The organism is Emticicia sp. W12TSBA100-4 (assembly GCF_040253585.1).
Lineage (GTDB): Bacteria > Bacteroidota > Bacteroidia > Cytophagales > Spirosomataceae > Emticicia.
In genome coordinates, this window is the sequence record NZ_JBELAU010000002.1 from 244,639 (window position 1) to 271,018 (window position 26,380).

At 38.5% G+C, this 26,380-nt stretch carries 22 protein-coding genes; 11 read left to right on the forward strand and 11 right to left on the reverse strand.

All coding sequences use genetic code 11. The annotated features are described in order from the left end of the window. Positions 1-108 precede the first annotated feature (108 nt). The 6 genes from ABR854_RS03270 to ABR854_RS03295 all read right to left on the reverse strand — a co-directional run bounded on the left by ABR854_RS03270 (position 109) and on the right by ABR854_RS03295 (position 8,968). A complete protein-coding gene (locus tag ABR854_RS03270) occupies positions 109-1,548 on the reverse strand; it encodes a TolC family protein (RefSeq protein WP_350263920.1) in 1,440 nt (479 codons plus the stop codon). After that, positions 1,541-4,696 (reverse strand): efflux RND transporter permease subunit, encoded by a 3,156-nt coding sequence (locus ABR854_RS03275; protein WP_350263921.1) that lies wholly within the window; start codon positions 4,694-4,696, stop codon positions 1,541-1,543. Before ABR854_RS03275 ends, ABR854_RS03270 begins: the two co-directional genes overlap by 8 nt. A gap of 14 nt (positions 4,697-4,710) precedes the next feature. Continuing rightward, on the reverse strand, positions 4,711-5,844 hold the full coding sequence (locus ABR854_RS03280; protein ID WP_350263922.1) for an efflux RND transporter periplasmic adaptor subunit: 1,134 nt from the start codon (positions 5,842-5,844) through the stop codon (positions 4,711-4,713). 197 nt (positions 5,845-6,041) lie between these two features. Beyond that, positions 6,042-6,362 (reverse strand): hypothetical protein, encoded by a 321-nt coding sequence (locus ABR854_RS03285; protein ID WP_350263923.1) that lies wholly within the window; start codon positions 6,360-6,362, stop codon positions 6,042-6,044. A gap of 287 nt (positions 6,363-6,649) precedes the next feature. Then, positions 6,650-7,435: a S1/P1 nuclease gene (locus tag ABR854_RS03290; protein WP_350263924.1), complete on the reverse strand. Its 786-nt coding sequence runs from the start codon at positions 7,433-7,435 to the stop codon at positions 6,650-6,652. Positions 7,436-7,591: 156 nt separating this feature from the next. Next, positions 7,592-8,968: a Gfo/Idh/MocA family protein gene (locus ABR854_RS03295; protein ID WP_350263925.1), complete on the reverse strand. Its 1,377-nt coding sequence runs from the start codon at positions 8,966-8,968 to the stop codon at positions 7,592-7,594. Between the two features lie 443 nt (positions 8,969-9,411). Between ABR854_RS03295 and ABR854_RS03300 the strand changes: the two genes are divergently transcribed. From ABR854_RS03300 to ABR854_RS03320, 5 genes are all read left to right on the forward strand, one after another. After that, positions 9,412-12,234, forward strand: coding sequence for a glycosyl hydrolase (locus ABR854_RS03300; RefSeq protein ID WP_350263926.1), 2,823 nt, complete (start codon positions 9,412-9,414; stop codon positions 12,232-12,234). A gap of 88 nt (positions 12,235-12,322) precedes the next feature. Then, positions 12,323-13,003 carry a response regulator gene (locus tag ABR854_RS03305; RefSeq protein WP_350263927.1) on the forward strand — a complete coding sequence of 227 codons (681 nt, stop codon included), beginning with the start codon at positions 12,323-12,325 and terminating at the stop codon, positions 13,001-13,003. Positions 13,004-13,126: 123 nt separating this feature from the next. Beyond that, positions 13,127-14,497, forward strand: a complete 1,371-nt coding sequence (locus ABR854_RS03310) for a sensor histidine kinase (RefSeq protein ID WP_350263928.1) — start codon at positions 13,127-13,129, stop codon at positions 14,495-14,497. Positions 14,498-14,601: 104 nt separating this feature from the next. Further along, entirely contained in the window at positions 14,602-15,546 is a 945-nt protein-coding gene (locus ABR854_RS03315; RefSeq protein WP_350263929.1) for a DUF8428 domain-containing protein, read from the forward strand. Positions 15,547-15,664: 118 nt separating this feature from the next. Further along, entirely contained in the window at positions 15,665-16,819 is a 1,155-nt protein-coding gene (locus ABR854_RS03320) for an endonuclease/exonuclease/phosphatase family protein (protein WP_350263930.1), read from the forward strand. Positions 16,820-16,922: 103 nt separating this feature from the next. Here the strand turns inward: ABR854_RS03320 and ABR854_RS03325 are convergent, their stop codons facing one another. From ABR854_RS03325 to ABR854_RS03340, 4 genes are all read right to left on the reverse strand, one after another. Beyond that, positions 16,923-18,065, reverse strand: coding sequence for a hypothetical protein (locus ABR854_RS03325; RefSeq protein ID WP_350263931.1), 1,143 nt, complete (start codon positions 18,063-18,065; stop codon positions 16,923-16,925). Continuing rightward, a complete protein-coding gene (locus ABR854_RS03330) occupies positions 18,040-18,606 on the reverse strand; it encodes a hypothetical protein (RefSeq protein WP_350263932.1) in 567 nt (188 codons plus the stop codon). The genes ABR854_RS03325 and ABR854_RS03330 overlap by 26 nt, the downstream gene beginning before the upstream one ends. Before the next feature lie 122 nt (positions 18,607-18,728). Beyond that, positions 18,729-19,316 (reverse strand): RNA polymerase sigma factor, encoded by a 588-nt coding sequence (locus tag ABR854_RS03335; protein ID WP_502881173.1) that lies wholly within the window; start codon positions 19,314-19,316, stop codon positions 18,729-18,731. Between the two features lie 161 nt (positions 19,317-19,477). Continuing rightward, complete coding sequence (locus ABR854_RS03340) at positions 19,478-20,104, reverse strand: hypothetical protein (protein WP_350263933.1); 627 nt, start codon at positions 20,102-20,104, stop codon at positions 19,478-19,480. Between the two features lie 365 nt (positions 20,105-20,469). On the opposite strand from ABR854_RS03340, the gene ABR854_RS03345 reads away from it, so the two are divergent. The 3 genes from ABR854_RS03345 to ABR854_RS03355 all read left to right on the forward strand — a co-directional run bounded on the left by ABR854_RS03345 (position 20,470) and on the right by ABR854_RS03355 (position 22,982). Then, positions 20,470-21,186 carry a GNAT family N-acetyltransferase gene (locus tag ABR854_RS03345; protein ID WP_350263934.1) on the forward strand — a complete coding sequence of 239 codons (717 nt, stop codon included), beginning with the start codon at positions 20,470-20,472 and terminating at the stop codon, positions 21,184-21,186. Between the two features lie 125 nt (positions 21,187-21,311). After that, positions 21,312-22,193 carry a DMT family transporter gene (locus ABR854_RS03350; RefSeq protein WP_350263935.1) on the forward strand — a complete coding sequence of 294 codons (882 nt, stop codon included), beginning with the start codon at positions 21,312-21,314 and terminating at the stop codon, positions 22,191-22,193. Positions 22,194-22,217: 24 nt separating this feature from the next. Then, positions 22,218-22,982 (forward strand): DUF4262 domain-containing protein, encoded by a 765-nt coding sequence (locus tag ABR854_RS03355; RefSeq protein WP_350263936.1) that lies wholly within the window; start codon positions 22,218-22,220, stop codon positions 22,980-22,982. Between the two features lie 90 nt (positions 22,983-23,072). On the opposite strand, the gene ABR854_RS03360 is transcribed toward ABR854_RS03355, so the two are convergent. Beyond that, positions 23,073-23,318 carry a type B 50S ribosomal protein L31 gene (locus ABR854_RS03360; RefSeq protein ID WP_188766739.1) on the reverse strand — a complete coding sequence of 82 codons (246 nt, stop codon included), beginning with the start codon at positions 23,316-23,318 and terminating at the stop codon, positions 23,073-23,075. 267 nt (positions 23,319-23,585) lie between these two features. Between ABR854_RS03360 and ABR854_RS03365 the strand changes: the two genes are divergently transcribed. The 3 genes from ABR854_RS03365 to ABR854_RS03375 all read left to right on the forward strand — a co-directional run bounded on the left by ABR854_RS03365 (position 23,586) and on the right by ABR854_RS03375 (position 26,379). Then, positions 23,586-24,173, forward strand: a complete 588-nt coding sequence (locus tag ABR854_RS03365; RefSeq protein ID WP_350263937.1) for an RNA polymerase sigma factor — start codon at positions 23,586-23,588, stop codon at positions 24,171-24,173. Beyond that, positions 24,151-25,011, forward strand: coding sequence for a hypothetical protein (locus tag ABR854_RS03370; protein WP_350263938.1), 861 nt, complete (start codon positions 24,151-24,153; stop codon positions 25,009-25,011). The genes ABR854_RS03365 and ABR854_RS03370 overlap by 23 nt, the downstream gene beginning before the upstream one ends. Before the next feature lie 312 nt (positions 25,012-25,323). Continuing rightward, positions 25,324-26,379 carry a hypothetical protein gene (locus ABR854_RS03375; RefSeq protein WP_350263939.1) on the forward strand — a complete coding sequence of 352 codons (1,056 nt, stop codon included), beginning with the start codon at positions 25,324-25,326 and terminating at the stop codon, positions 26,377-26,379. Position 26,380: the final 1 nt, after the last annotated feature.

Sequence of the window (26,380 nt, forward strand, 5' to 3'; positions counted from 1 at the left end):
GTTCATTGCCGTCAGTTAAAACTGACGGCAATGAATTTTTCAAAGCACCATTTTCAAATAGTAGTGCTGAACCATCAAAAATTCGCAATCGCTAATCTTCAATCAACATCACCTCCAACCGCCACCAAGCGATTTATAAAGTCCGATCACTGCTCCGTATTGACGTTTTTTGAGATTTATTAGCTCTATCTGAGATTGAAGGGCATTTTTTTGTGCTGTAATTACTTCAATATAAGTTGCTCTACCCGAGCGAAATAACTCCGATGAATTATTGATTGATTGCCTAAGCACATCTACTTCTTGTACTTTTAGGTCATACATATCATTGGTATTTTGAATCAAATTTAAATGATTATAGACTTCCGTAAAGCTATTCACAATAGTTTTCTGATAATTGGTGTAAGCCATTTTTTGGTCGGCCTTAGCTGCCATTAGGTCAGAAATAATCTGGCGACGGTTGAGCAACGGAGCAGTCAATCCGCCAAAAGTATTCATCGCAAAAGATGATGGATTTAGAAACAACAGTGCTTTAAATGCCTGTAAACCAACCGCTCCAGTAATATTGAGCGATGGATAAAAAGCAGCTTTTGCCGTAAATAAATTGGCATTGTTTGAGAGTAATTCGTATTCAGCTTGCTTAATATCTGGTCGATTTTCGAGCAAGCTTGATGGAACTCCCGAAGTAAGTTTTGGCGGAATCACATTTGCCCAAATCACCTTCGGACGAGCAATTGACTGTGGATAACGCCCTACCAAAAAATTGATTTTACTTTCAGCATCAATGATTTCTTGTTTCACATCAATTTTTAAGGCTTTTGAACTCAGCAATTGGGCATTTAATAAATCGACACCCAATTGGTTGGCTTGCCCTGCTTGTTTCAAAATTCTTGTCAATTCAACGGCTCTTTCTTGCAAAACGATGTTTTCTTCCAAGAAGTCTAACTCATTATCAAGAATCAATAACTCGTAATAAGCAGAAGCTATTTGAGCTACTAATTCGCTCACTACTAAACTTTTACCCGATTCGCTGGCCAGTAATTTTGCAGCAGCCGATGCTTTCTGGCTTTTCAGTTTTCCCCAAATATCAATTTCCCACGAGGATTGTACGCCCAAATAAAAATCAGGCACAATTGGCTGAGGAATTTTCTGTTTATCTGTGATATTATTTGAGAAATTTGTGTCAAAATTACCAACGCCATCAAATGTATATTTACCAAATTTTTGTTGTCCGATAGCAAAATTTCCTGCTAAATCTGGCTTTCCGAGTCCTTGCGTAAATCTTACGCCCGCACGAGCCATTTCGATTTTCTGCAAAGCCATTTGCAAATCAAAATTATTATTGATGGCCGAGTCAATGAGCGTAATAAGAACTGAATCTTTAAAAAAAACACGAGCTACTGGCAAACCCACCTGCAAACTATCCGATTGCTGAGTAAACTTCTGAGGCATAGCCAACATTGGTCGATTTTGCGGTATTTCTTGCTTTACTTTACAAGCCCCCAATAAACCAACGATAGCCAATAAGCAAATACTTTTATAGTTAAACATACGCTTCTTCTTCGATAACTTTTTTAGTTTTTTTCTTTCGTTTTCTACTACCAATTCCTGCAAAAATGACATATAAGCCTGGAATAATAATTACCCCGAACACCGTTCCGAACAACATTCCTCCTGCGGCGGCCGTACCAATTGTTTTGTTTCCAATTGCTCCAGCACCCGATGCCACCATGAGCGGAATCAAACCCGCAATAAAGGCAAAGGATGTCATCAAGATTGGGCGGAAACGTGCTACTGCACCGCCAACGGCTGCTTCAAGTACAGATTTCCCTTGTTTATGTTGGAGAATGGCAAATTCTACAATCAAAATGGCATTTTTACCCAACAAACCAATGAGCATGACCATTGCCACTTGAGCGTAAATATTGTTTTCTAAACCAAAAGTATATAAGAAAAACAACGAGCCGAAAATGCCGACTGGCAATGATAGAATTACAGGCAGCGGCAAAAAGAAACTTTCGTATTGGGCAGAAAGCAATAGATAAACAAATAATAAACAGATAGCAAAAATATACACCACTTGGTTGCCCGAAAGTACCTCTTCACGAGTCATACCCGACCATTCGTAAGCGTAGCCACGTGGCAAAGCAGTTTTGGCAACTTCTTCAACTGCTCTAATGGCATCGCCCGAACTGTATCCTGCTGCTGCTTCGCCATTGAGCATGGCTGACACGTACATATTATAGCGAGTTAATTGCTCGGGGCCGTACACACGCTCAATGCGACTAAAGATAGCATAAGGAACCATTTCGCCATTTTTGTTTTTGATACGTAGCTTCATAATATCATCGGGCAAGGCTCTGTATTTAGGGTCGGCCTGAATCATTACTTTATACATTTGTCCAAACAAAATGAAGTTTGTGGCATAAAAACTACCAATCAACGACTGCAAATTACTCATAGCAGCATCAACCGAAATTCCTTTTTTAGCGGCCATATCTTGGTCGATATGAATCATGTATTGCGGAAAATTTGGGTTAAAACTCGAAAAAGCATCTTTGATTTCAGGGCGTTTTTTCAGTTCTCCGATAAATTTCTCGGCAACTTCGGCCGTTTTTTGAAGATTTCCTGAACCAGTTTTATCTAATAATCTAACCTCAAATCCACTGGCATTACCAAAACCTGGTACGGCGGGCGGCGGAAAAAACTGAATCTCAGCATCTTTGATATGCTTCGTTTTTTCGATTAGTTGCTCAATAATATCGTTGGCAGTTGCTTTACGTTTGTCCCACGGTTTGAGGTTAATCGTACTCATACCAAACGAAGCCCCCACTCCATCGGTCATCATACTAAAACCCGACAAACTCGAAATCGACTCAACTTCGGTAATCGTTTGGGCAATTTTATCTACTTCGTTCATCACTTCTTCCGTACGCTCAAGAGTTGCTCCTACTGGCGTTGTTACGTTAGCGTAGATTGTTCCTTGGTCTTCGGTTGGAATAAAACTGGTTGGTAAAACACTACCAACGCCCCAAGTAGCCACGCAGAATCCGCCCAAAACCAAGACTGTCACCAAACGTCGATTGGCAATGAGGCGTAGCAAACTGCCGTATCGGTCAGAAAGTTTATCGTAACCACTATTGAATTTATGAAAGAAACGAGTCAAGAAATTTTCTTTTTGATGCTCTCCGTGGGTGTTTTTGAGCATAATCGCACATAAAGCAGGCGTGAGAGTAAGGGCATTTACGCCAGAGATAACAATCGAAATGGCCATCGTGACCGAAAACTGTCGATAGAAGACACCAACTGGCCCCGATAAAAATGCCACAGGCACAAACACCGCCGACATTACGAGCGTAATAGCCACAATTGCCCCACTAATTTCGTCCATTGATTCGATGGTGGCTTCACGGGCATTGAGGTGTTTTTCTTGCATTTTGGCATGAACCGCCTCCACGACCACAATGGCGTTATCGACCACGATACCGATTGCCAAAACCAAGGCAAAAAGTGTGAGTAAGTTGATAGAAAAACCAAAAAGCTGCATAAAAGCGAAGGTTCCGACCAACGAAACTGGCACAGCCAACACAGGAATGAGTGTTGAGCGGAAATCTTGTAAGAATAAAAACACTACGATTGCTACCAAAAGGAAGGCTTCGATGAGCGTTCGGATAACTTCGTGAATAGAAGCATCTAAGAATCTCGAAACATCATAGCTAACTGTATAGGTCATTCCCGGTGGGAAAGTTGTTTCTTTTAGATAAGCCAAACGGTCTTTGATATTCTGAATTACTTCGCTGGCATTTGAGCCTGGGCGTTGTTTCAATACGATTGCGGCCGAAGGTTTACCATTTTCTTTTGAAAGTACATCATAATCGAGCGAGCCAAATTCTAAATCAGCAACGTCTTTCAAACGCAACATTTCGCCACTTTCGGTTGCCTTGATTACTACATTTTCGTATTGCTCTTTAGTAGTCATTTTACCAGTATATCGCAATACATATTGCATCGACTGAGCCTGACGACCCGAACTTTCGCCCACTTTTCCTGGGGCGGCTTCTACGTTTTGTTCTTTGAGAGCTTTTACAATATCATCGGCTGAAATTTCGTAAGCATCCATTCGAGCTGGCTTGAGCCACACACGCATGGCGTATTCACGAGAACCCATAATATCGGCAAAACCCACGCCATCAATACGTTTTAATTCGGCCAACACATTAATATCGGCAAAATTGTAGATAAATTTCTCGTCAACGGTTGGGTCGTTGCTGATGAGATTGATGTACATGAGCATCGAATTCACCTCTTTTTCGGTCGAAACCCCTGCTTTGATTACCTCTTCGGGTAATTCGTCGAGAACGGTCGTTACACGGTTTTGCACGTTTACGGCTGCTACGTCGGGGTCGGTTCCTACCTCGAAATATACTTGAATGATACTCGTGCCGTCGTTTCCAGAAGTAGAAGTCATGTAGGTCATGCCTGGCACACCATTGATGGCACGTTCAAGCGGAGTTACTACGGCTTTGGCACAAACTTCGGAGTTTGCACCTGTATATTTGGTCGTAACGGTTACGGCAGGCGGAGCAATATCGGGATATTGTGTAATTGGCAGGCCAGTCATGGCCAAAACGCCCAAAATCACAATAAACAAAGATATGACCAGCGATAGCACTGGCCTGTTAATGAAATTTGTAAACATAGTTTTCGGTGGGCTTATTCGGGTGTATTTACGTAAGTTAGTTCCTTAGAAATCTCGTTCATTTCCACAAATTGTGGTTTTACGGTCATTCCATCTTTGATGTTCTGCACACCCTCATAAATGATTTTATCGTCTTCGTCCAAGCCCGATTCTACAATGTAATAATGCGGCATCCGATGCTTTGAAGTAATGGCTTTGGTTTTTACTTGATTTTTACTGTCAAGCACATAGACATACATACGGTCTTGAATCTCGAACGTAGCTTTTTGCGGAATAATCAAAGCATTTTTGTAGTTTTTCAATAATCTAATTTTTCCACTCGCTCCGTGTTTCAATACTTTTTCGGGATTATTGAATCTGGCTCTGAAAGCAATATTTCCTGTACTTTGGTCGATTTCGCCCTCGGTAGTTTCTATTTTCCCTTTAAATGGATGTTCTTCACCATTAGCCAAAATCAAAGTCACATTGCTCGAATTATGAGCATTTTCCTTGAAATTTGTTACATAATTGAGGTACTCTTTCTCCGAGACATCGAAATAGGCAAATACTTCACCGTTATTCGAGATATTCGTCAGCAGCGTTCCGTCTTCAATCAAAGAGCCAATTTTGTTTGGAATTCGATTCACGATTCCACTAAATGGAGCTTTGATTTGCGTATAACTTAGCTGAATTTTAGCGTAAGATTCATTAGCTTTTGCTTCCTCAACTTTGGCTTTCATCATCTCAACTTTATTTTCGGCAGCCTTCAATTCAGTATTCGACACAACATTTTTCTCGACCAATCTTTTTACATTACTGAGGTCGATTTCGGCTGCTTTCAATTCGGTTGTGATACTTTTCAAAACCGCACCTGCTTTCGCAATTTCTTCGTTAAGCTCTGGGTTATGAATTGTAAAGAGCAATTGCCCTTGTTTTACGTATTTCCCTTCGTCGATGAATATTTTATCGAGATAACCTTTTATTCTGGCTCTGATTTCTACATTCTGAACAGCGTTAATTTCGGCCACATAATCAGTTGACAGCGTGGTGTCAATCTTGATGGGAGAAGTTACTGGGTAATTCTCCGCAACTTGCTTTTGTTTGGTTTCTTCATTGGCACAAGACGATACAATTATTACCGTACAAATACCTAACAGTGCGTGTTTCATTTTCATTCTTTGGTCAGTTGTAAAGCTTAGATAATCAATGAGTTATTTTGAAATTATAGTAATTTTATTTGACCTACAAAGTTTTCTTTGAAAGTCAAAAATGATTATTAAAATCGTACAATGAATCGACTATTTACCGAATAAAATTGGGCAAATTGACTCATTTTCAAAATAATAGGGATATTAAATAGGTGTAGTTAAAAATACTTAGGAGGTGGGGTACTTAAACCTAAGTAAATCTCATAAGTATTTTTTAGGTAAAAATGTGCGTTGAAGTGTGCGAAAAAACCACGAACATCGAACGTAGAAACAATTCCATTTATGGGTTCATTAATCTCTTCAACACCTGTTTCGTTCGTATCAGCCATAGGGCTATTATCTTCGAGTAATTCTATACCAGTGTCCGTACAAGAAAAACCATCTTTTGAAGCCATATCAAGCAACATCGTATAACTACTCGAAAATAGGGTAGTTAGCAGTAGCACAATATAAATTTTATCAACGATTTTCTTTCTCACAATTCGGTAATTCTATTTGTTTAGCAAATATAACTTAAACAAGTCGAAATTGAGAATTGTTAGATTACAGAAGGATAGCAAAAAGTAGATTTTACAAATAAAAATGTTTAAAAATGCCTTTAAACAGCAGAAAAACAAGGTTTTTGTTAAAAATTAGAATTTTATTAGAAAATTGTAAATCAATTTCTATACTTAGTAAATTATCATTTTTTCTTGATTTTATATTAAAACAAAAAAGGCTCTCACTACTAAAAGTAAGAGCCTTTTGTCTATCAGAATAGATATTCTTATTTAAAAACCTCATTTAGTAAACCAGCCAATCTTACACCACCCTTCAAGAGTTGTTGATTAAGCATTTCTACGTTTTCAAAATCGTAGCGATAGCTTAGGCGTGGCTCTTGAGTTTTGATTCCTGCATACAATTTATCGGCCAACTGATACGACTCAAAAAACCATTCGGTCATGGGTTGTTTTTGCCACTCACGGCGTTGTTGCTTACTTACGTGATTGATATTCGCCGAATATTCGGTATAACTTAAGTTTTGAAATTCAATCAGTTTGCTGTCCCAAAGAGCGTGTAAGTTTGTGGCATCGGCAAACCAAAAGGCTTTGATTCGGTTTCCGCCTAAATCTTCCAAACGACCTACGTGCATTGGTTGGTGAATGTCACCCGCAATGTGAATTAACAAGCGAAGATAAAAACGCTTTTGTTCGAGGCTAATTTTCTTGTTTTTTAGTTCGCCAATCAAAAAATTGAGTTTTGTGTAGGCATCCGTTTTCGTGTCTTCCTGCAAATATTTGGTAAATTCTTCATTATTCAAACCAGTTTTGACATTGATATAGTGCCACGAGTCCAGATATTTATACGAAGTATCAGACTTTATAAAATCCGCCCAATTACTCGAAATAGCTACCGATTCTGTACCCAAAATTTTACGAATATTTCGTTTTGCTTTACAAGACAGATACGAACTGGCAATATGCCCCACTACTCGATGTCCAGTCGAACCCCAAGAAAAGCCTTGTAAGGATATTGCGAGCAAAAGAAGTAGTATAGATGTTTTTTTAAGCATTATGGTAATAGTTTGTTTGAAATTTTATGCAAATTAACGAATAAACCACGGGGTTTCACGATGTAAATGCACTGAGTTTCACGAAGTTTTAAAAAACATTGTGAAACTCAGTGCAAAACTCCGTGAGACTCCGTGGTTAAAATATCGGTCAAATGCTTATTTTTTCTTAACCTTCATAGCAACTGGGTCCCAGTTGATGATTTTTTTATCGAAATAACTCAAATTACAAGCCAAGGCTGGTGCTGCGGCACGGAATCCAAAAACAGGGTCTTGTATGGTTTCTTGACTTCCTTTACGCACATTTTCAAAGAAATTCTGGAAATGTTGAGCGTGAGCATCGTCAGTTTTAGGTGTCTCAAATTTTATCTCTTCCACTGGTGGAGCTACACGGTCAGACTCTGCATATTTAGCATCATATTCTTTCTTATACTCAGCTTGCATTTCGTTCGAGAATGTAGCGTAGCTTTCGCCCGCACCATAACCTGGAGCTTTTGGTAATTTACGCTTCGTAAGAGTCAAACCTTGGGCATTCCACAAAATCTCACCTTCTGTTCCCACAATACGAGTGACGTTTTTGATTGCCCCTGCATTGGCAAAATTTACACGCAACACAGCTTGGAATTTTGTATGTTTGTCAGTGTCGGGATAATCAAGCACCGTTACCATTACATCAGGCACATCACGGCCATCTTTCCAGTAGCTCAACTCGCCCGAAGCAAAGATTCTTTCTGGCCCAATCGCACCCGTTGCGTAATGCATTCCTGTAATCAAATGCACGAATAAATCGCCCGCTACGCCCGTGCCATAGTCACGGTAATTTCTCCAACGGAAAAAACGAGTAGCATCAAATGGACGTTTTGGGGCATCGCCCAAGAATGTATCCCAATCAATTGTTTTTGGCGAAGCATCTGGCGGAATCGAGTATGTCCACGCACCCAAAGCATTATATCGGTCATAAGTTGCTTCTATGAAATTTAAATCACCGATAGCTCCTGTACCCATCAATCTACGAGCTTCGGCATAAGCCGCTCCACTACTTGGCTGGCTTCCAACTTGCACGGTTTTGCCAGTTTTTCTCCAAGTATCAATCATTGCGTGGCCTTCGTCGATGTGTTGCACCATTGGTTTTTGACAATACACATTTTTGCCAGCTTTCATAGCAGCAATACTGATGTGGTCATGCCAGTGGTCAGGCGTGGCTATAATTACGGCATCAATATCTTTGCGGTCTAAGATTTCTCGATAATCACGAGTCGTGAAAAGGTCTTTGTTGAAAGCTTCTTTGGCGTGAATCAAACGGCCATCGTATAAATCGGCGGCTGCTACAAACTCAACATCAGGATTACGGAGAGCGGCACGAGTATCACCATGCCCTTGAATTCCGAAACCGATTGTTGCAAAACGAAGCTTATCGTTAGGGCTGATTTTCTTTAAATCTTTGATGATATTAAAAGGTTTGGCAAAAGTATCGGTTGCCAACAAAACTGAAGCCGCTCCTACGCCTTTAATAAATTTTCTACGAGATGATTGCATAATGAATTGATGATAGATTTTAGGCAATACTCAAAAAAACAGTATTGCAGGGTGAATATTTTTGAAGCGATGAATTTAGTGCAAAAAAAGGCTTTTGTAAATGTTTTCAGCGATTTTATTTTAAAAAAATTTAATAAAGAACTTCTTTCGACAAGCTCCGAGTATATATCGACCATTGACGCATAGTTCCGTGTGACCACAGGAGAGTATCGAATAGTGGATTTACTTATTTTGTCATATAATTTGTGATATATTTACTATCAATTATCAATCTTAAAAAATCTCTATTAATCAAAAAAACTTGAAATGCGACGTCGAATTTTCTTATCGCTATTTCTCTTTTAAAAATTTACCACGGAGGCACAGAGAACACGGATTTACACGAAGAATTCTCTGTGTAAATCTTAAAATCCGTGCCTCCGTGGTTAAGAAAAACAAAAAATATGCTCAATAAAATACTAACAATCCTACTTCTCGCAAGCTCAATTGCCACTGCTCAACCAAAATGGAAGCCCATCACGCAACAATCAAAACCGTGGTCGAGATGGTGGTGGGAAGGCAATGCCGTAAATCCTAAAGACCTGACCTACAACATGGAAGCCTATAAAAAAGCAGGTTTGGGAGGTCTGGAAATTACACCGATTTATGGCGTAAAAGGCTACGAATCGCAGTTTATAGATTTTCTTTCGCCCAAATGGGTTGATATGTTTAAGCATACCCTCAAAGAAGGTTCTCGCCTCGGCATGGGTATCGATTTGGCAAATGCTTCGGGTTGGCCTTTTGGTGGTCGTTGGGTTACGCCCGAAGATGCTTGTAAAGCTGTTTTTCATAAAACATATCAACTAAAAGAAGGTGAAACGCTCAATGAAAATATCACTTTTGTACAGCAACCAATTTTAAGGTATGTTTTGCCAAAGAAAACCGAACTTAAAGATTTAAAATACCCTATTTCAAAAAATGATAATTTGCAGGAATTAGCCATTGACCAAGTGCGTTTCGAGCAAGCACTGCCACTACAAACTTTAATGGCATATTCAGATAAAAATGAAGTTTTGAATTTAACAGAAAAAGTAAACAAAGAAGGCAAGCTAAATTGGCAAGCTCCCGCAGGAAATTGGACACTTTATGCAGTTTTTCAAGGTTTTCATGGCAAAATGGTTGAGCGTGCAGGGCCAGGTGGCGAAGGAGATGTAATTGATCATTTTTCGTCGAAAGCAATTAAAAATTATCTTTCGGCATTCGATAAAGCTTTTGCAAAAACTGATGTTTCGAGTATGCGAGCATTCTTCAATGACTCTTATGAGGTTGACGACGCTCGTGGACAATCTGACTGGACAGAAGCACTTTTCGATGAATTCAAAACTCGCCGAGGGTATGATTTACGCAATCATTTACCTAATCTTTTCAGCAAAGAAAAATCCGACCTTAACCACCGAGTTTTATTTGATTACAGAACCACAATCGGCGATTTGATTCTTGAAAAATACACCTCTGAATGGACAAAATGGGCTCACGCAAGAGGTAAAATAGTGCGAAACCAAGCACACGGCTCACCAGCTAATACTTTAGATTTATATAGCGTAGTTGATATTCCCGAAATAGAAGGAACTGATTTATTGAGAATAAAATTTGCATCATCGGCATCGAATGTGATGGGCAAAAAACTTACTTCTTCAGAATCTGCCACTTGGGAAAACGAGCATTTTCTTTCAAATCTGGCTGATGTGAAGCGTGCTTTAGACCTCTTTATGGTTGGTGGTGTAAATCACATTTTTTATCACGGCACAAATTATTCGCCCAAAGAAGCGGCTTTCCCTGGTTGGTTGTTTTATGCAGCGGTACATTTTACGCCTCACAATCCTTTTTGGAAAGATTTCGGTAAACTGAATAATTATGTGGCTCGCTGCCAAACTTTTCTGCAAGATAGCAAAGGCAATAACGATGTGTTGTTTTATTTCCCAATCACTGACCGCCTAACCGAGCCTTCACCCAAAGGTTTACTGGAGCATTTCGATGGCGTAACGCCCGAATTCAATGGTACAGACTTTAAAGAATTAGGTCAAAAACTCCTTGACCGAGGCTATGGCTTTGATTTTATTTCTGACAAACAAATCGGAAATCTAAACACCAAAAATCAAGTAATCCTGACGGGAGGAATCAGCTACAAAACCATCTTATTGGCTGAAAGTGAGCAAGTTCCACTCGAAACTTTCGAGAAATTGGTTGCTTTGGCAAAACAAGGTGCAACTATCATTTTCCATAAAAAACTCCCTACCGACATTCCAGGCCTGAGCAATTTAGATGCTCGACGAACAAAATTCAAGGCATTATTGGCTGAGTTAAATTTTGTAAAAAACAATGCAGGTTTCAGCCAAGCTAAAATAGGTCAAGGTTCGTTTTTAGTAGGCGAAAACTTAGACGAAATGATGATTCTTGCAAAAGTTTACCGAGAAACAATGATTGATAATGGCTTACAATTTGTCCGAAAAACACACACAAAAGGCAATTATTATTTCGTAAACAACAAAAGCACAAAAGCTTTTGACGGTTGGGTAAAACTTTCTGTTGATGCACAATCGGCCGCTTTGTATAACCCAATGACCGAAACTTTGGGCATGGCAAAATACAACGCTAAAACCAACGAAATTTATCTGCAATTGGCAGCGGGCGAATCGTGCATAATCGAAACCTATAAAACGCCAGTCTCGGGAGCAGCTTATACCTACTTCAAACCAAAGGGTGAAGCACAAGAATTGACAGGTACATGGAAGATTAGTTTCTTGGAAGGTGGCCCCGAATTACCAAAAACCGTAGAGACAAATACGCTCGGCTCATGGACAAAGCTGGACGGTGAAGCCTATAAAAATTTCTCTGGTACAGCGTCATATTCACTTGATTTTGCAAAACCAAACGCATCAGCAGCAGGCTATTGGCTTGATTTGGGCAAAGTTGCCGAAAGTGCTACTATTACAATCAATGGTAAGTTTTTGGGAACTTTACTTGGCCCAACTTACCGAATTTTTGTACCAAACTCATTACTAAAGGCACAAAATACTTTAGTCGTAAATGTTTCAAATTCAATGGCAAATCGAGTAATTGCAATTGAACAAAAAGGTGAGATTTGGCAGAAGTTTTATAATATCAACGTATCGGCAAGGTTACGACCAAATTTGGGAAAAGATGGCTATTTTACGACCCAAAACTGGCAACCAAGAGATTCGGGTTTGCTTGAAAAGGTGACTTTGACAGCAGTTGAGGTCTTTTAAACATAGCTTAATTTCAACAATTATATACAACTTCAATTCGTTTATCTTTAAATTTTCCTAATTTTGACGTAAAGCCAAATATAGAAAGATGAAAATACTCGTAATTGAAGACGAAGCGAAGACTGTGCAGCTCATCAAACAAGGGCTTGAAGAACAACTATGGGAAGTTGATGTAGCTTACGATGGCTTGATTGGCCTACAACTGGCCACCCGCAATGCGTACACAATTATTATTTCGGATATTATTTTGCCAGGAATCAGTGGTTTGGAACTTTGTCGACAGTTACGTAGCAAAGGTGTGGTTTGTCCGATTTTGTTGCTTACTGCCCTCGGCACAACTGATGATAAAATTGTTGGACTCGATGCTGGTGCGGATGATTATTTGGTAAAACCTTTTGAGTTTAAAGAATTAATGGCTCGAATAAGAGCTTTAACACGACGAAACTTTGGTTCGATTCAAACCGCTAATCTACTCAAAATAGCCGACCTCGAAATGGATTTAGATGCCAAAACCGTGACTCGCAGCGGCAAAGAAATAACACTAACCGCCAAAGAGTTTTCTTTGCTCGAATATTTCATTCGTCATCAAGGAAGAGTGATTTCTAAAGTGGAACTGGCCGAGAAAATTTGGGACGTAACATTCGACACTGGCACAAATGTGATTGAGGTTTATGTAAACTTTCTCCGAAAAAAAATTGATAAAGATTTTGAGCCAAAATTATTGCATACGCAAATTGGAATGGGCTACGTTATGAAAAAACAAATTTGAGTTCTGAGTGGTGAGTTCTGAATGGTCTGAAACAGCAAACAAAAACTCAGCACCGCAGCAGCGACATATTAAACTCAGCACTCTAAACTCAGCACTCTAAACTCATAACTCAGCACTCCTCTCATGTTAAACATTCGCTCTCGGCTTACTTATCAATTTATGGCTATCGTGACGGCCATTCTACTGTTTTTTTCGGTGGGAGTATATTTCTTTAGTAAACTTTATCTCGAAAAACGTTTTTTCAAACGCCTTCAAGACCGTGCAGTAACGACCACTACCCTACTTTTCGACCTCCAAACGGCCGATACTACGGTACTAAAACTTGTCAATACTGCCGATAAAGAATTATTGAGCGATGAAAGCATTTATGTTTATGATGAAAATCTGAAAAAACTTGTGTTTGCAAGTCAAGAACCCTATTCGAGCCTATTTGAAGAATTGATTCCGAGTATGCAAAAACAAAATAAACCAACGTATTATCATGCTGGATTCTATCAAACGCTGGGTATTCAGCTCAAAAAAGACACCGCAAATTATTGGGTAATTGTGAGTGCCATAGACCGAAATGGCAAAGAGGCTCTTGAAGATTTACGCAAGATTCTGACTGTAATGATACTCGTTGGACTATTGCTTTCGGGGCTTTCTGGGTGGTTTTTTGCCGATAAGGCTCTCGCTCCGATGTCGGGCATTATTACGCAAGTAAATGAAATTTTTCCTGCTAATACCGAAAGACGTGTCGAACACCCGAATCGTTCTGACGAAATTGGGCGTTTAGTTGCAACTTTCAATCAACTGCTCGACCGTATCCAAGAAGCATTTACGATGCAAAAAATGTTTATCGCCAATGTTTCGCACGAATTGAAGAATCCACTCACCAAAATTTATTCTCAGATTGATATTACATTATTGCAAAAACGCACACCCGAAGTATATGAAGAAAGTCTAAAATCACTCCAAGAAGACACCCGAACACTTACACAACTGACTAATACTTTACTGAACTTAGCCAACACGGTAGTCAATTCCGAAGCTATTCAACGCCTACCCTTACGTATGGACGAACTTTTGTGGGAAGCTAAAAGTCAGCTCAAAAAATGGCACGACAACTATGTGATTAATATTGATTTCAGTGATTTTCCCGAAGATGAAGAAGCTCTGATTATTGAAGGCAATGAGGCTTCATTAAAAGTAGCGTTAATGAATCTGATGGATAATGCCTGTAAGTTTTCAGAAAACAACAGCGTTTTTGTGAGTTTTTCGGCTACCGTAAAAGAGATAAAGATTTCGTTTATGAATAATGGGCCAATCATTCCGAAAGTTGATTTGCCTTATATTTTTCGTCCATTTTATAGAAGTAATTCCACTGCCAAAGCCACTAAAGGTCATGGTGTTGGTTTGGCGATAGTTTCGCAAATAGTAAAACTACATAATGGCGAAATCAGCGTGGTTTCTACTATTGATGAAACTGTTTTTACTTTGGTTTTTCGGAAATAAACTTCCCCTCCCCAATTTTAAGCTAAATTTAAAGTCGATTTAATTCGTCTTTAACCTTGACACTGTTAGTTTGTAACCATAAACTTAAAAAAACAAATAAGCGTATGGAAACGACAGAATCTAACAACAACGGCCTTTTGAAAGTAATCATCGGCGTAATGGTAGGAGTATTAGCACTTTTAGGCTATTTATTCATGGGGGCAAGAAACGAAACCCTCGAACTCCAAAAATCACTCACTTCAAAAGTAGAACAATTATCTTCTACACAAATCAAACTTGACTCTATCTCAAAATCATTGGATGAGAAAATTCTTGAAGTACAAAGCTTGGGCGGAAACGTTGCTGAACTGGAAGCAGTTAAAGCTCAACTCGAAAACGACAAGAAAAAATTGAAAACTGACCTTACTTTCTCAGTTCAGAAATACGAGTCAAAAATCAAAGATTATGAAACATTCTTAGCTACTAAAGATGATGATATTCGTAAATTGAAAGAAGAGAATGGAATGTTAGTTGCAAAAACGCAAACGCTCGAAAACGAAAAACAACAAGTTATCGTAGAAAATGCCTCTCTTAAAACTGAAAAGGAAGTTCTTTCTACTACTTTGGCTGATGTAAACACTAAAAACAGTGATTTAAGTCGTCAGGTAACTTTGGCTTCGGCAATGAAGGCTATCAATGTACAGGTTACAGCCCTTTCTTCAAAAGGTAAAGAGCGTGATGGTGGTGCATACAAAGCAAGACGAATCGACCAATTAAAAGTATCTTTCATTATGCCTTCAAATCCTGTGGCAGCACAAAACAACAAAGATATTTATGTTCGTGTACTTGATGCCAACGGTGCAGTTGTAGAAAACGGTAATGGTGGAATCGTACAAGCTGACGGAAAAGAAATCGGTTATAGCTTCAAACAAAGCGTGCCGTTTGAAAACAACGACCAACGTGTTGACTTAGTATCGGGCAAAGGTGCTAATTATACTAAAGGAAAATACAGCGTTGAACTTTACTCAGAAGGCTTCAAAATTGGTAAAGGAGCATTTGAAGTAAAATAAGTAGCCCTTTCTATTTAGTTTTATAGTAAAGACGGTCTGTGTTTTTCGGAACGCATTCCGTCTTTATTATTTCCACCAAATCCCTATTATACAATCACTTATCTAACCATCTATAATCATGAAACGATACAATTTAAAAATATTTCTCTGGGATGTACTACTCATTTGTGCCGAAATATTCTTTCAAATAGCGAGTTTCGTTTTTAAGATTTTTCGCCAATATCCACTTGCTTATACTGCTTTATTCTACTTATTTATCACGATGGCGTTTTGTTACTACCCAATTCTCGACCATTGGAGTGCTGGGTTTATTATGATGAGTCTGCCTTTGGCGGTCTTGTCTGGACTTACGGCGGCGTGTTACCTACTCATAAAAAAACAAAAAATCGTACCTGCAACGGGCTTCATTTGGGTACTTCTGGCTTTTCCGCTTATCAAACGTATGGTCGGAATTAGCAATGGAGAAATGAAGTCCGAGAATGTTTCTGCCTTAAAAGTGTTGAGTTTCAATGGCGAATGTTTCGACGAAAAACATAAAACCGACGAACATTGGACAAAATTACAGGCCGATATTGCTTGTTTTCAGGAATATTCACCCAACAAAGATATTGAGTCGAAATACGCTAATAACGTAGTAAAATTGACTAAATTCGATAAAAAAGGACTAATTGGTTTGGCGATGTTTTCGCAATATCCGATACTGAAACAATATAGCAAAGTTTGGGATAGAGGAAACCAACCCAACATTAATGGTTATTTGTGTGCTGACATTGCCTATAAAAACGATACCGTGAGAGTCGTGAATGTGCATCTTTGGTCAATGGGTGTACGCCTTAATTTGGCAATTGATGCCCTAAAAAAAGGACACATAAAAACCTTTGCCGTGGAATTGGCCGATAGTTTCCGCCGTTTGAAAGAAGGTTTTGAGAAACGTGACGAACAAATGCGTGAAGTAGAATCTTATGTTTCGGGAAGTAAATATCCTGTCATTATTTGTGGGGATTTCAACGAAACACCTTTTGGGTATTCTTACGGAAAACTCAAACTGAGTTTCAAAAACGCCTTTGAAGAAGCAGGACAAGGGCTCGGTTTTACACTAAATCGCCAACCTTATTTCGCCCGAATCGACCAACAATTTGTGAGCCACGACTGGCACGTAGAATCATGCAAAACGATTTCAAGCGTCGATTTCTCCGACCATTTTCCAGTAATGGCCAAATATAGTTTAAAGAAATCGCTTACTGAAACACCTGCTTTAGTAGCTATCAAGTAAAACAAGTATAGAACGCAGATTATGATGATTTTTATGATTTATCAAGATTTTTATATCAAATATCATAATAATCTTAAAAATCTGCGTTCTATATTTTTCAAACTTATTTAAACTTCACACTGCTGAAATTTCCGTTTACCACAATCTTGCAATCAGCCGAACCTTTACCGATTTTACCAGTATAATATTTCACTGGATTGAAATGATGGTTTTCTTTCTTTGCATCAGCATCAGAGTTGGTCGTAAACGAAATTCCACGTTCGTTCGGATAACTGAAATCTCCATAGTTAGCTTTTACTTCAAAATCATACGAAACGTTATCGCTTAAAATTAAATTAACTGGCGAATAACTGGCGTTGAGGTTCAATTCTTTAACATTCTTGCCCAATTCGCCTAATTTAAAACCTCCCGAAAATTCGAGTTTTAAATTCGATGATTCATTGATAGTTCCAATCAAACCACTTGAATATGAGATTTTTGCGTTTAATTTTCCTACTTCTTTAATATCAATTTCGCCAAAGCTATTATTGAAAATCAAATCGTCGGCATGTTCCATTTTTATACCCGAATACGAAGCCTTTAATTTTCCACCAGTCATCGAACGAATAGTCGAGCCTTTACTAAACGACAAACTAATATCCGACTGCGGATTAGAAATATCTTCGGCAATCAATTTTCCATAACTTTGATTGACCATCAACAGCGAAGTAAAAGATGGTAAGATAGTATTTCCGAACGAATTTTTGACTTTTAAAACATTTCCTTTCGGCATAAATACCTTATAATCAATCTTTAAAGAATTTTTTTCATTACTTCCACCTTTCCAATTCCACGTGTTATTATTATAATTTCCTCCTTCACGGTCAATCGTGGTTTTTATACTTACCGTACCATCAGCTTTTTTTCCTTGCACATCAACCGTACTAATAAAATTGGCGGCTCGCTCTTCAGAAGTAGCATTTGCCAAAATTGTTACCTCAACTTTAATCTCATCTTTATTCCAAAAGCTCACGTTTATATCTCCAAATTGATTTTCGAGTGACACTTTATCGCTGGCCGAAAGTGAATACGAAAACGTAACACTTTTTCGGCGTTCAATCCATTCTGGCGTCGAATTTTGTACTGGGTCTGTACCATTATTGGCAAAAGATATAATCGTTATGAGCGAGAAAAATACCGTCATTAACTTCCCCATCAATCGAGAATTAGGAGAAGCCGACTTATACCATTGTGTTTGTCTTTTCATTTTTTGCTTCTTTAATTTTCTGAATAATTTCTAACTGCTGATTTAACAACTCAATCTGCATACTAAGGTTTTGAATCATTGCTTTAAGCAACTCTTCTTGGTTCGGATTTTTGGGTAATTCTTGTTTAAGATTCTGATAATTTTGGTTCAAAACCGTTAATTCGGTATCAAACTGATGATAGAGTTCGGGGTCTTCTTTTTCGATGGTTTTTAATTCTTCACGCTTCGCTTCAACCAACGATGCAAACTGTGTTAGTTCTTTTGCATAAGTCGGACTCAAAGCCATGATTTCTGGATTCTGAGAAGCAGGTTTGGCATAATTATATGCCAAATAGCCCACCATCAAAAACACCGCAAAGCCAGCCACCATTCCCAACGCAAATTTCGGTCGGCTACCAATCCAATTTTGTAAACTCACGAGTTTACCTTCAGGCTTGGCATGAATGTTTTTTGCCTCTATTTTTTTCCATAAGTCAGCCGACGGCTCGTAGTCGTCAAATGCCTCACGGTTATCTCTTACAAATCTTTCTAATTTATTCATAATAATTACTCAAAACCCCTAAAGGAGGATTAAAACTGAATTTGAAAAGACCACTCTCAAGGCAAGACTGTAACTCGACAACATCCATCTTCTGTGGACTGTTGACTGTCAACTGTGGACTTTTATTTTATAATCTCCAACAGCCTCTTCTTTGCTCGCATGTATTGCGTGCGAGAAGTCGATTCGTTGATACCTAAAATTTTACCGATTTCTTCGTGGTCATAGCCTTCAAACAAATACAATGATAGCACTACTCTAAAACCTTCGGGTAGCTGTTCCATTCCTCGTTTTATTCGCTCAACCTCAAATTTTACTTCTTCTTCATTATAATGATTCGACTGCAAATCGGCGATGTCATGTTCGTCACCATCAAATTCGTCAATATCCACAAACTGCACTTTTCTTGACCTAATCTGATTAATGGCTTTGTTGACCACTATTTGTTTCAACCATATTCCAAACGTAGATTCCTGACGAAAATCTTTGATTTTGGCAAAGGCATCAATAAACGATTCTTGTAATACATCTTCGGCCTCTCCTACATGGTTGAGTATTCGCATACAGACACTAAACATGGCTTTTGAGTAGTGCTTATACAGTTCATACTGTGCTTTACTCTCGCCACGCTTGCATCGCTCGACCAAGTCGAAGTGCTTGTCAATGAAAATAGTGTTCGTCAGAAAAGTGCCGTGTTTTATGGTTACAGTCAAATGACGCAACTAAAAATAAAATGTTGCATGAAACGTAAAACAATTTTGAAAATTTTGAGACTTTTAGCAGTTGGCTATTAGCTTTTAGCTCTTTAGTCGCAATTTTTACGCAAATAAATCATATAGTTTTTAGCTAAAAGCTAATAGCTAACAGCCAAAACCTAAAACAACACATAAATAGAAGCCAAGCTAAGCCCCAAACCGAGTAGAAATCCAGCACCAACCTGTGCGGGCGTATGAGCATTCAATGCCAAACGTGCCGAAATGACGTATCCCGATAGAATAACCAAGAAGAGTAAAGGAAAAAAAAGACCATGCTCACCAAACTGCACCAATATACCAGCCAAAGCACCAATCATTCCTCCAACGCCGGCCGCATGAGCCGAAATCTGCCACCAAAGACTAATAATTCCTACGCATAAAATAACAGCTGCAATGCTCCACAAAATAAATCCACACGGAAAAAGCATGGAGTTTTTAGAATAAAGAAAATATCCCAAAGCGGTGTAGATGAGAGCGGTTACAAAATACGGCAATCGACGGTCTTTCAGATTATCAAGTTTTAGGCTGCTAATCATGCCCCAACGTTTGAGTAAATACACAAAATAAGCAGGCAAAGCAAAAGTATAAATAAATACAAAACCCACTACTGCCAGTTTCATGAGCATTTCGAGCGATTCAGCTCCCAGCGGAGCAGGTGCGATAAAGAGCAGTAATAAAAATAAAATTGTTGGCATCAACAAAGGATGCAAAGCTATCGAAAGAAAATTAGCGAGTCGAGTATTCAAAGAATAATTTGTTTTTTTTTCAAAGTTATCAAAATGAAAGCATCCCACAAAGATATGTCTTCCCTAAAAGTTTTTCATTTTCACGAACTAAAAATAAAAGTCCATCGTTATTCTGATGCAAATAAAAATATTAGGCAGTTTCTTTGGATATTATTACTAAACGAAACATCTTTGCATCCTATTTTAAGAAATGCACATCAGGCTCCCCATATCGCCAGTTCGACGATTCCGATATTTCAATATCAGACAGTAATTGTTTTGTCCAGATGGCAAAACCCCTTCTCATCAAAAAGTTTTCTTATTTTTTCATTTAAAACCATTTAGGATACAGCGTCTCCGTTTGAGGGAAAGCCCAATAAATGACGATGAATAACACAGCACTCACATCCGAAGATTTATATATTGTGCAAGTAGCCAACGAAAGCCACTATCATTTGGCCGAAACTATTTGTGATGAAATGGCCGAAAGTGCCAAAGCACGTGGCACAGGTATTGCCAAGCGTTCGCCCGATTATCTAAGAGAAAAAATGCGTGAAGGCAAAGCTATAATAGCACTTACTCGTGAAGGCGATTGGATGGGATTTTGCTACATCGAAACATGGGAGCATGGTAAGTTTGTAGCAAATTCGGGCTTAATCGTACATCCTGGATACCGTAAAAGTGGAATTGCTACCCGAATCAAGCAAAAAGCATTTGAGCTATCTCGCAAAAAATACCCCGATGCAAAAATCATTGGCTTAACTACGAGCTTAGCCGTAATGAAAATCAACTCTGATTTGGGCTACGAACCAACGACTTTCAGCGAGCTACCAGCCGATGATGCTTTCTGGAAAGGCTGCTCAAGCTGCGTTAATTACGATGTGCTTACTCGTACGAATCGCAAGCATTGTTTGTGTACAGGAATGTTGTTTGACCCTGCCGAGGCAAAAAAGAAAGAAGATGCAGGTAAAAAAGATGAAACTTGGAATTTCTTGGAAGAATTACCTTTGTATGAACGTTGGATGAGATTTAAGCAAAGAATTTTATTAAGACGTGAGGAACGCCGAAAAAAAAAATTAGAGGAAGCCGAATTGATGGCATAATCGACACTATAAAAGGAATAATTGAGTAAAACATAGCTGGTTATTTGAAAAACGTGCCACACTTTTGAAGTGTGGCACGTTTCGTTTCAAGATTATTTGGTTTTATTTGCATAAAAAAACGCTTCATGGATTCAAAACCTCTACCAAAAGATTATCTAAAACTACATTTCATTGTCATTATTCTGGGTTTTACGGCCATTTTGGGTCGTTTGACCGATGTTTCATCTTTGGGCGTAGTGTTTTATCGTACACTTTTAGCCGCATCAGGTATGTGGATTGTGGCTCAATTTCAGAAAAAAAGCCTAAAAGTTTCGTGGAAAGACGCACTCCCACTCTTGGGCGTTGGGGCAATCATGTCGTTTCACTGGATTTGCTTTTTTGGTTCGGCTCGTGCTTCTACGGTGGCAGTGAGTTTAGTTACTTTTTCTACGACCTCGTTTTTCACGAGTATCATTGAACCAATTGTCCGTAAAACCAAAATCAGTTGGGTAGAGGTTTTTCTTGGAATTTTGGTGGTTTTAGGAATGTATTTTGTCTTTACGTTTGAAGGGAAATATATTGTAGGTATTCTGATTGGTTTGGTTGGAGCTTTATTGGCAACCGTTTTTTCGGTAATTAATGCTCAATTTGCCCAAAAGTACGATGCTCAAATCGTTACTTTCTACGAAATGGTCGGAGCATTTGGTGCGATGTGGATTTACATTCCGATTATTATTTTTGCCTTACCGAATGAGCATTTTCAACTGATGCCTACGAACTACGATTGGCTTTGGGTGGGTATTTTGGGTTTGGTCTGCACGGTATATCCATATATTGAAATGATGCACTTGCTCAAAAAAATCTCGGCATTTACGCTCAACCTTTCCATCAATATGGAGCCAATCTATGGCATCATTATGGCCTATTTTATCTTTGGCGAAAGCGAAAAAATGACTTCGGGCTTTTATATTGGCGGTGCATTGATTTTATTATCAGTGGTGTTGCATCCGTTTTTGAAGAAGAAGTGATAAAGATTAAAAATAGTGAAGTATATGGCAAAAAAAGAAGAACATAAATGTATTGAAAGTGATGACTTGCTAAATCGGACAAAAGTCAATATTGAAAAATTTGGGCTACAAGTTATTATGGTCAGTTCAACCGATTATTTGCCATCATTTGCTTATAGTATTGGCTTATATGAAAAATATAAGCATCCAGAGATTATTTGCTTTGGACTTTCCAATAAGTTAGGGCATGAAATAATAAATGATGTTGCCAGTCTAATCAAGAATGGTGAAACCATTAGGGCTAATACAAATTATAGTACAATTTTTGAAAACAGTAAAGCTGAGTTTTTATCTATCGACCCCAAAAATATTGACGATTATTTTGGGGCTGCAATAGAATACTATAATTCAAATAACTTTCCTGCACTTCAACTTATTTGGACAGATGAAAATAATAGATTCCCTTGGGAAGAAAATTTTCAAGAGGAGCTTATTTATACCCAACCCTTACTTGATAGAAATGCTGATTTTAAATTTAGAGAAGCAAAGAATTTGGGTATTTTCACTACAAAACAATGGTTAGAACTTGGAGAACCGATTCTTAGAGTTGTTCACGATAATGACGGTGATTGGCAGTTTTTGACAGAAAATTTTATGTCTGAAGATGTAAGAATTGTTGCCTTAGAGCAAATGGTACTTAAAGATAAAACCTTAAATGACATCTTTTATCTTGATTATGGCCAAGCCGCAGAAAGAGAATCAGTTGGTGGAGAATGGACAATAATAGATGAGGAAGAAGAGAATGATTGATTATGTCCATTACACAATTTAGAAAATTGTGATACAAAAAAGCCTTTCAAAATAGTTTTTGAAAGGCTTTTTACATGATACCAGAAAAAATTATTTCTTTCCGTAACGTTTGTTGAATTTATCAACACGACCTGCTGTATCAAGCAATACGTTTTTACCAGTGTAGAATGGGTGTGAGTCAGAGCTAACCTCCACTTTGTAAACTGGGTATTCGTTACCATCTTCCCAAACGATACTTTCTTTGGTATTGGCACATGATTTTGTCAAAAATTTGAAACCTGTTGACAAATCCCAGAAAACAACTGGTCTATAATTTGGATGAATATCTTTTTTCATTACTTTATTTATTGAAATTCCTATTACTTTTCTAAAACGGACTGCAAAATTAGAGATTTCAATTGAAAAAACAAAAACTATACAATTATTTTAGTCGTTTTTTATGATAAATTTCCTTCAAACCATATAAGTATCACTTTTCATAGCCCAAAACCTTGAAAATACTTACAGCCAAATAGTTAAGACCGAAAAAATATTTTTACCTTCATACAACTTTAAAGGCATCTTCTGCATTTACATCATAAGAAACGTCTGTTACGAAACCACTTGATAGCAACCTCGACCATCGAAAGCTTACGAAGCAAAAACCCCATTGCCCAAAAGAATATTTTTGAGCAGTATGGAAGCTTTTTGTATCGGGTGGCGTATCGGTACGTGCGTGACCGCATGACGGCCGAAGATTTGGTGGTTGATTCTTTCCTCAAGATTTTTGAAGGAGCCGCCAATTTTAGATTCGATAATTTGCGGTCGTTTGAAGCTTGGATGAAAAGAATTGTGATTAATGAGTCGTTAATGCTACTCCGCAAACAGGCAAATTTTAATCTGATGCCCGAAAGCGAAGCCATCGAAGTGCCAGTCGATGATAATATATTGGATTCGATTTCGAGCGATGAAATTCATCAACTCATTGCCGAGCTACCCGATGGTTATCGAACTGTTTTTAATCTTTTTGCCATTGAGGGTTACTCGCACAAAGAAATTGCCGAGCAGCTAAATATCAACGAAGGAACGTCAAAATCGCAGCTAAATCACGCTCGAAAATTATTACAGAAGAAAATTCTATATAGGCAAACTGCTAAGCAAAGTAGCACGAGCCAAATGAATAAAAATCATGAAGACAGAGGAGTTTTATAAGAAAATTCAAGAAAAAGTCGGTGAAACTGAAATGGATTTTGAAAGAGAATTTCCTTTCGGCAAATCATCATTGCAAGAATCTCCATTCGGAGAGTCGCAGTTTCTTGAATGGAACAAACAAGATGTATGGCAACGCATCGAGCAAAAACAAACGAAGCGTAAAAAGCCATTTGTGTGGTGGCAAGCCGCAGCAGCAAGCATTGTTTTGCTGGGTGGATTAGGTATGTATTTTTATAATAATGAAACCGCAGTAACAGCTCATAATCAAGTAATTAAAGAACAAACTCCTACTATTTTAACACAACCAACCTTAAACCCTACTACTGAATCTACACAACTGATGGTCAATAATGGCAGCCACAAAAATAATGTGGAAAGAGCAATGACTATGAGCAAAGAACAAACAACACAAGCACTTGAAACAAACCTCAACGAAGAAAACTTAGAGACAGAAGAGCCAGACGTAGCTGTCAACGAAACTCAAAATAATGTTTCATCAAGCGAAACGGGATCGAATACAGCACAACAAACGCCAGCCAATGATAATTATAGATTTGTACCGTATCAGGGTTTTGTTGAGAAACGAGTCGCTCCACAACGCCGTGAACGAGTAGCGATTTTGGAAATCCCTGACGATGAAGAAGACTATAACCAAGCTCCACGAAAAGAGAAAAAGAATGGTTTGGTAGCTCGTTTGAGCAGAAAAATTGGTAAAAAAAGTACAGAACCCAACGAAGAATTACCTGCTGTGAATAGTGGCAAACCCAACAAAGTTTGGGCTTTTGTAAAAGAAAGTTTCAAGAATGAAACAATGGCCGCTGACTCGACAAATAGATAATAGGCGAACTTCTTCCGTAATAGATAACTTTTCAAATTAATAAACTAATTTCCCCTCCTTTTTTCAAGGAGGGGTCGCCTGACGGTAGTCGGCGGGGGTGGTTGAAAAGGCCGATAAATGCTTAAAAATATGCAGATTTGGAACAAACCACCCCGACTGGGCGTCTCCGTCAAAATTCGACTTCGTCAGAATTTTGCCACCGAGCGTCGGTCGCCCCTCCTTCAAAAGGAGCGACCGTCGCACGGGGGAAATTTCACAGAATACTGATTTTAACTGGAAAGTTGTTTAAAATAAAAACTCTCCCACTTCTAAATGAATAAACTGCTCACATTACTATTCTTGTGTTTGACAACGCTTGCTTTTGCCAAAGAAACCACCGACATTGACTCAATTGTGGTGAATATTGGTAAACGCAAACGAATTGTGCTTTGGGGACAAACCAAAGAAGACTTAAAGGCTCTCGAAAAGTACGATTTGAATAGAATTGTAGTGCAGATGAATCAAGATTTGGACGAAATGCCATCGAACGTTCGTCGAAGTTTCAGACAAGATTACGAAGGAAATAGCTACACCAAAGAAATGACCACCCAACGACAACTGGAAGGCATGACTTCGTGGCAACGCCTTAAACGCAATACCTATCTCAATCTTTCGGTGGGACTAAACTCAGCTAACTATCTATCTGTCAGCACCGTTACGTACAATCCGTTTAAAATGACGGAACAAATTTTTCGTCAAAACTTCCTGACTTCACCGAGTTTGAGCGTGGCATTGATGCGTCAAGAAAGTTTTATTCGTACTGGTCATAAAGAAATTGTACTTCGCTACGGCTTTGATGTAAGTTGGTATCATTTGAGAAGCATCAGCACCAAACGCAACGCTTATTTGCTTCGCCTCAATAGCCTTGATAATACAAAATATGATACAGTGGCGGTTTTCAAACCCGCCCGCAATGGCGATAATTACTACACCATTGACCGCCTAAACGCCACCGCTTTGCCGAAAGAAATAACACCTTATACCAACAATCAGTCGTTGTTTTATACTGATTTTAAGATAATTCCAACCATCAATTTCTACGGACAAAACAATCAAAAAACCTTCAATTTTGGCATTGGGGCTTATATCGGAATGTTGCTGAGAGGCAGCAGAAACTACGCCGAAATAAAAGCCCTCAATCGGCAAGAAACAAAAGTGAGCATCAAAAACCCAGAGAATCCCTACCGTTACGGAATCATTCTGAATATGGGCTATGGAGTAGTGAATCTTTTTGTGGAAGCTGATATAAAAAATGTTTTCTTGAATAAATTAGAACGAAGTTCGGCCACTCAGAATATTACGACCGTTGGTTTGAGATTTGGGAGGTGAA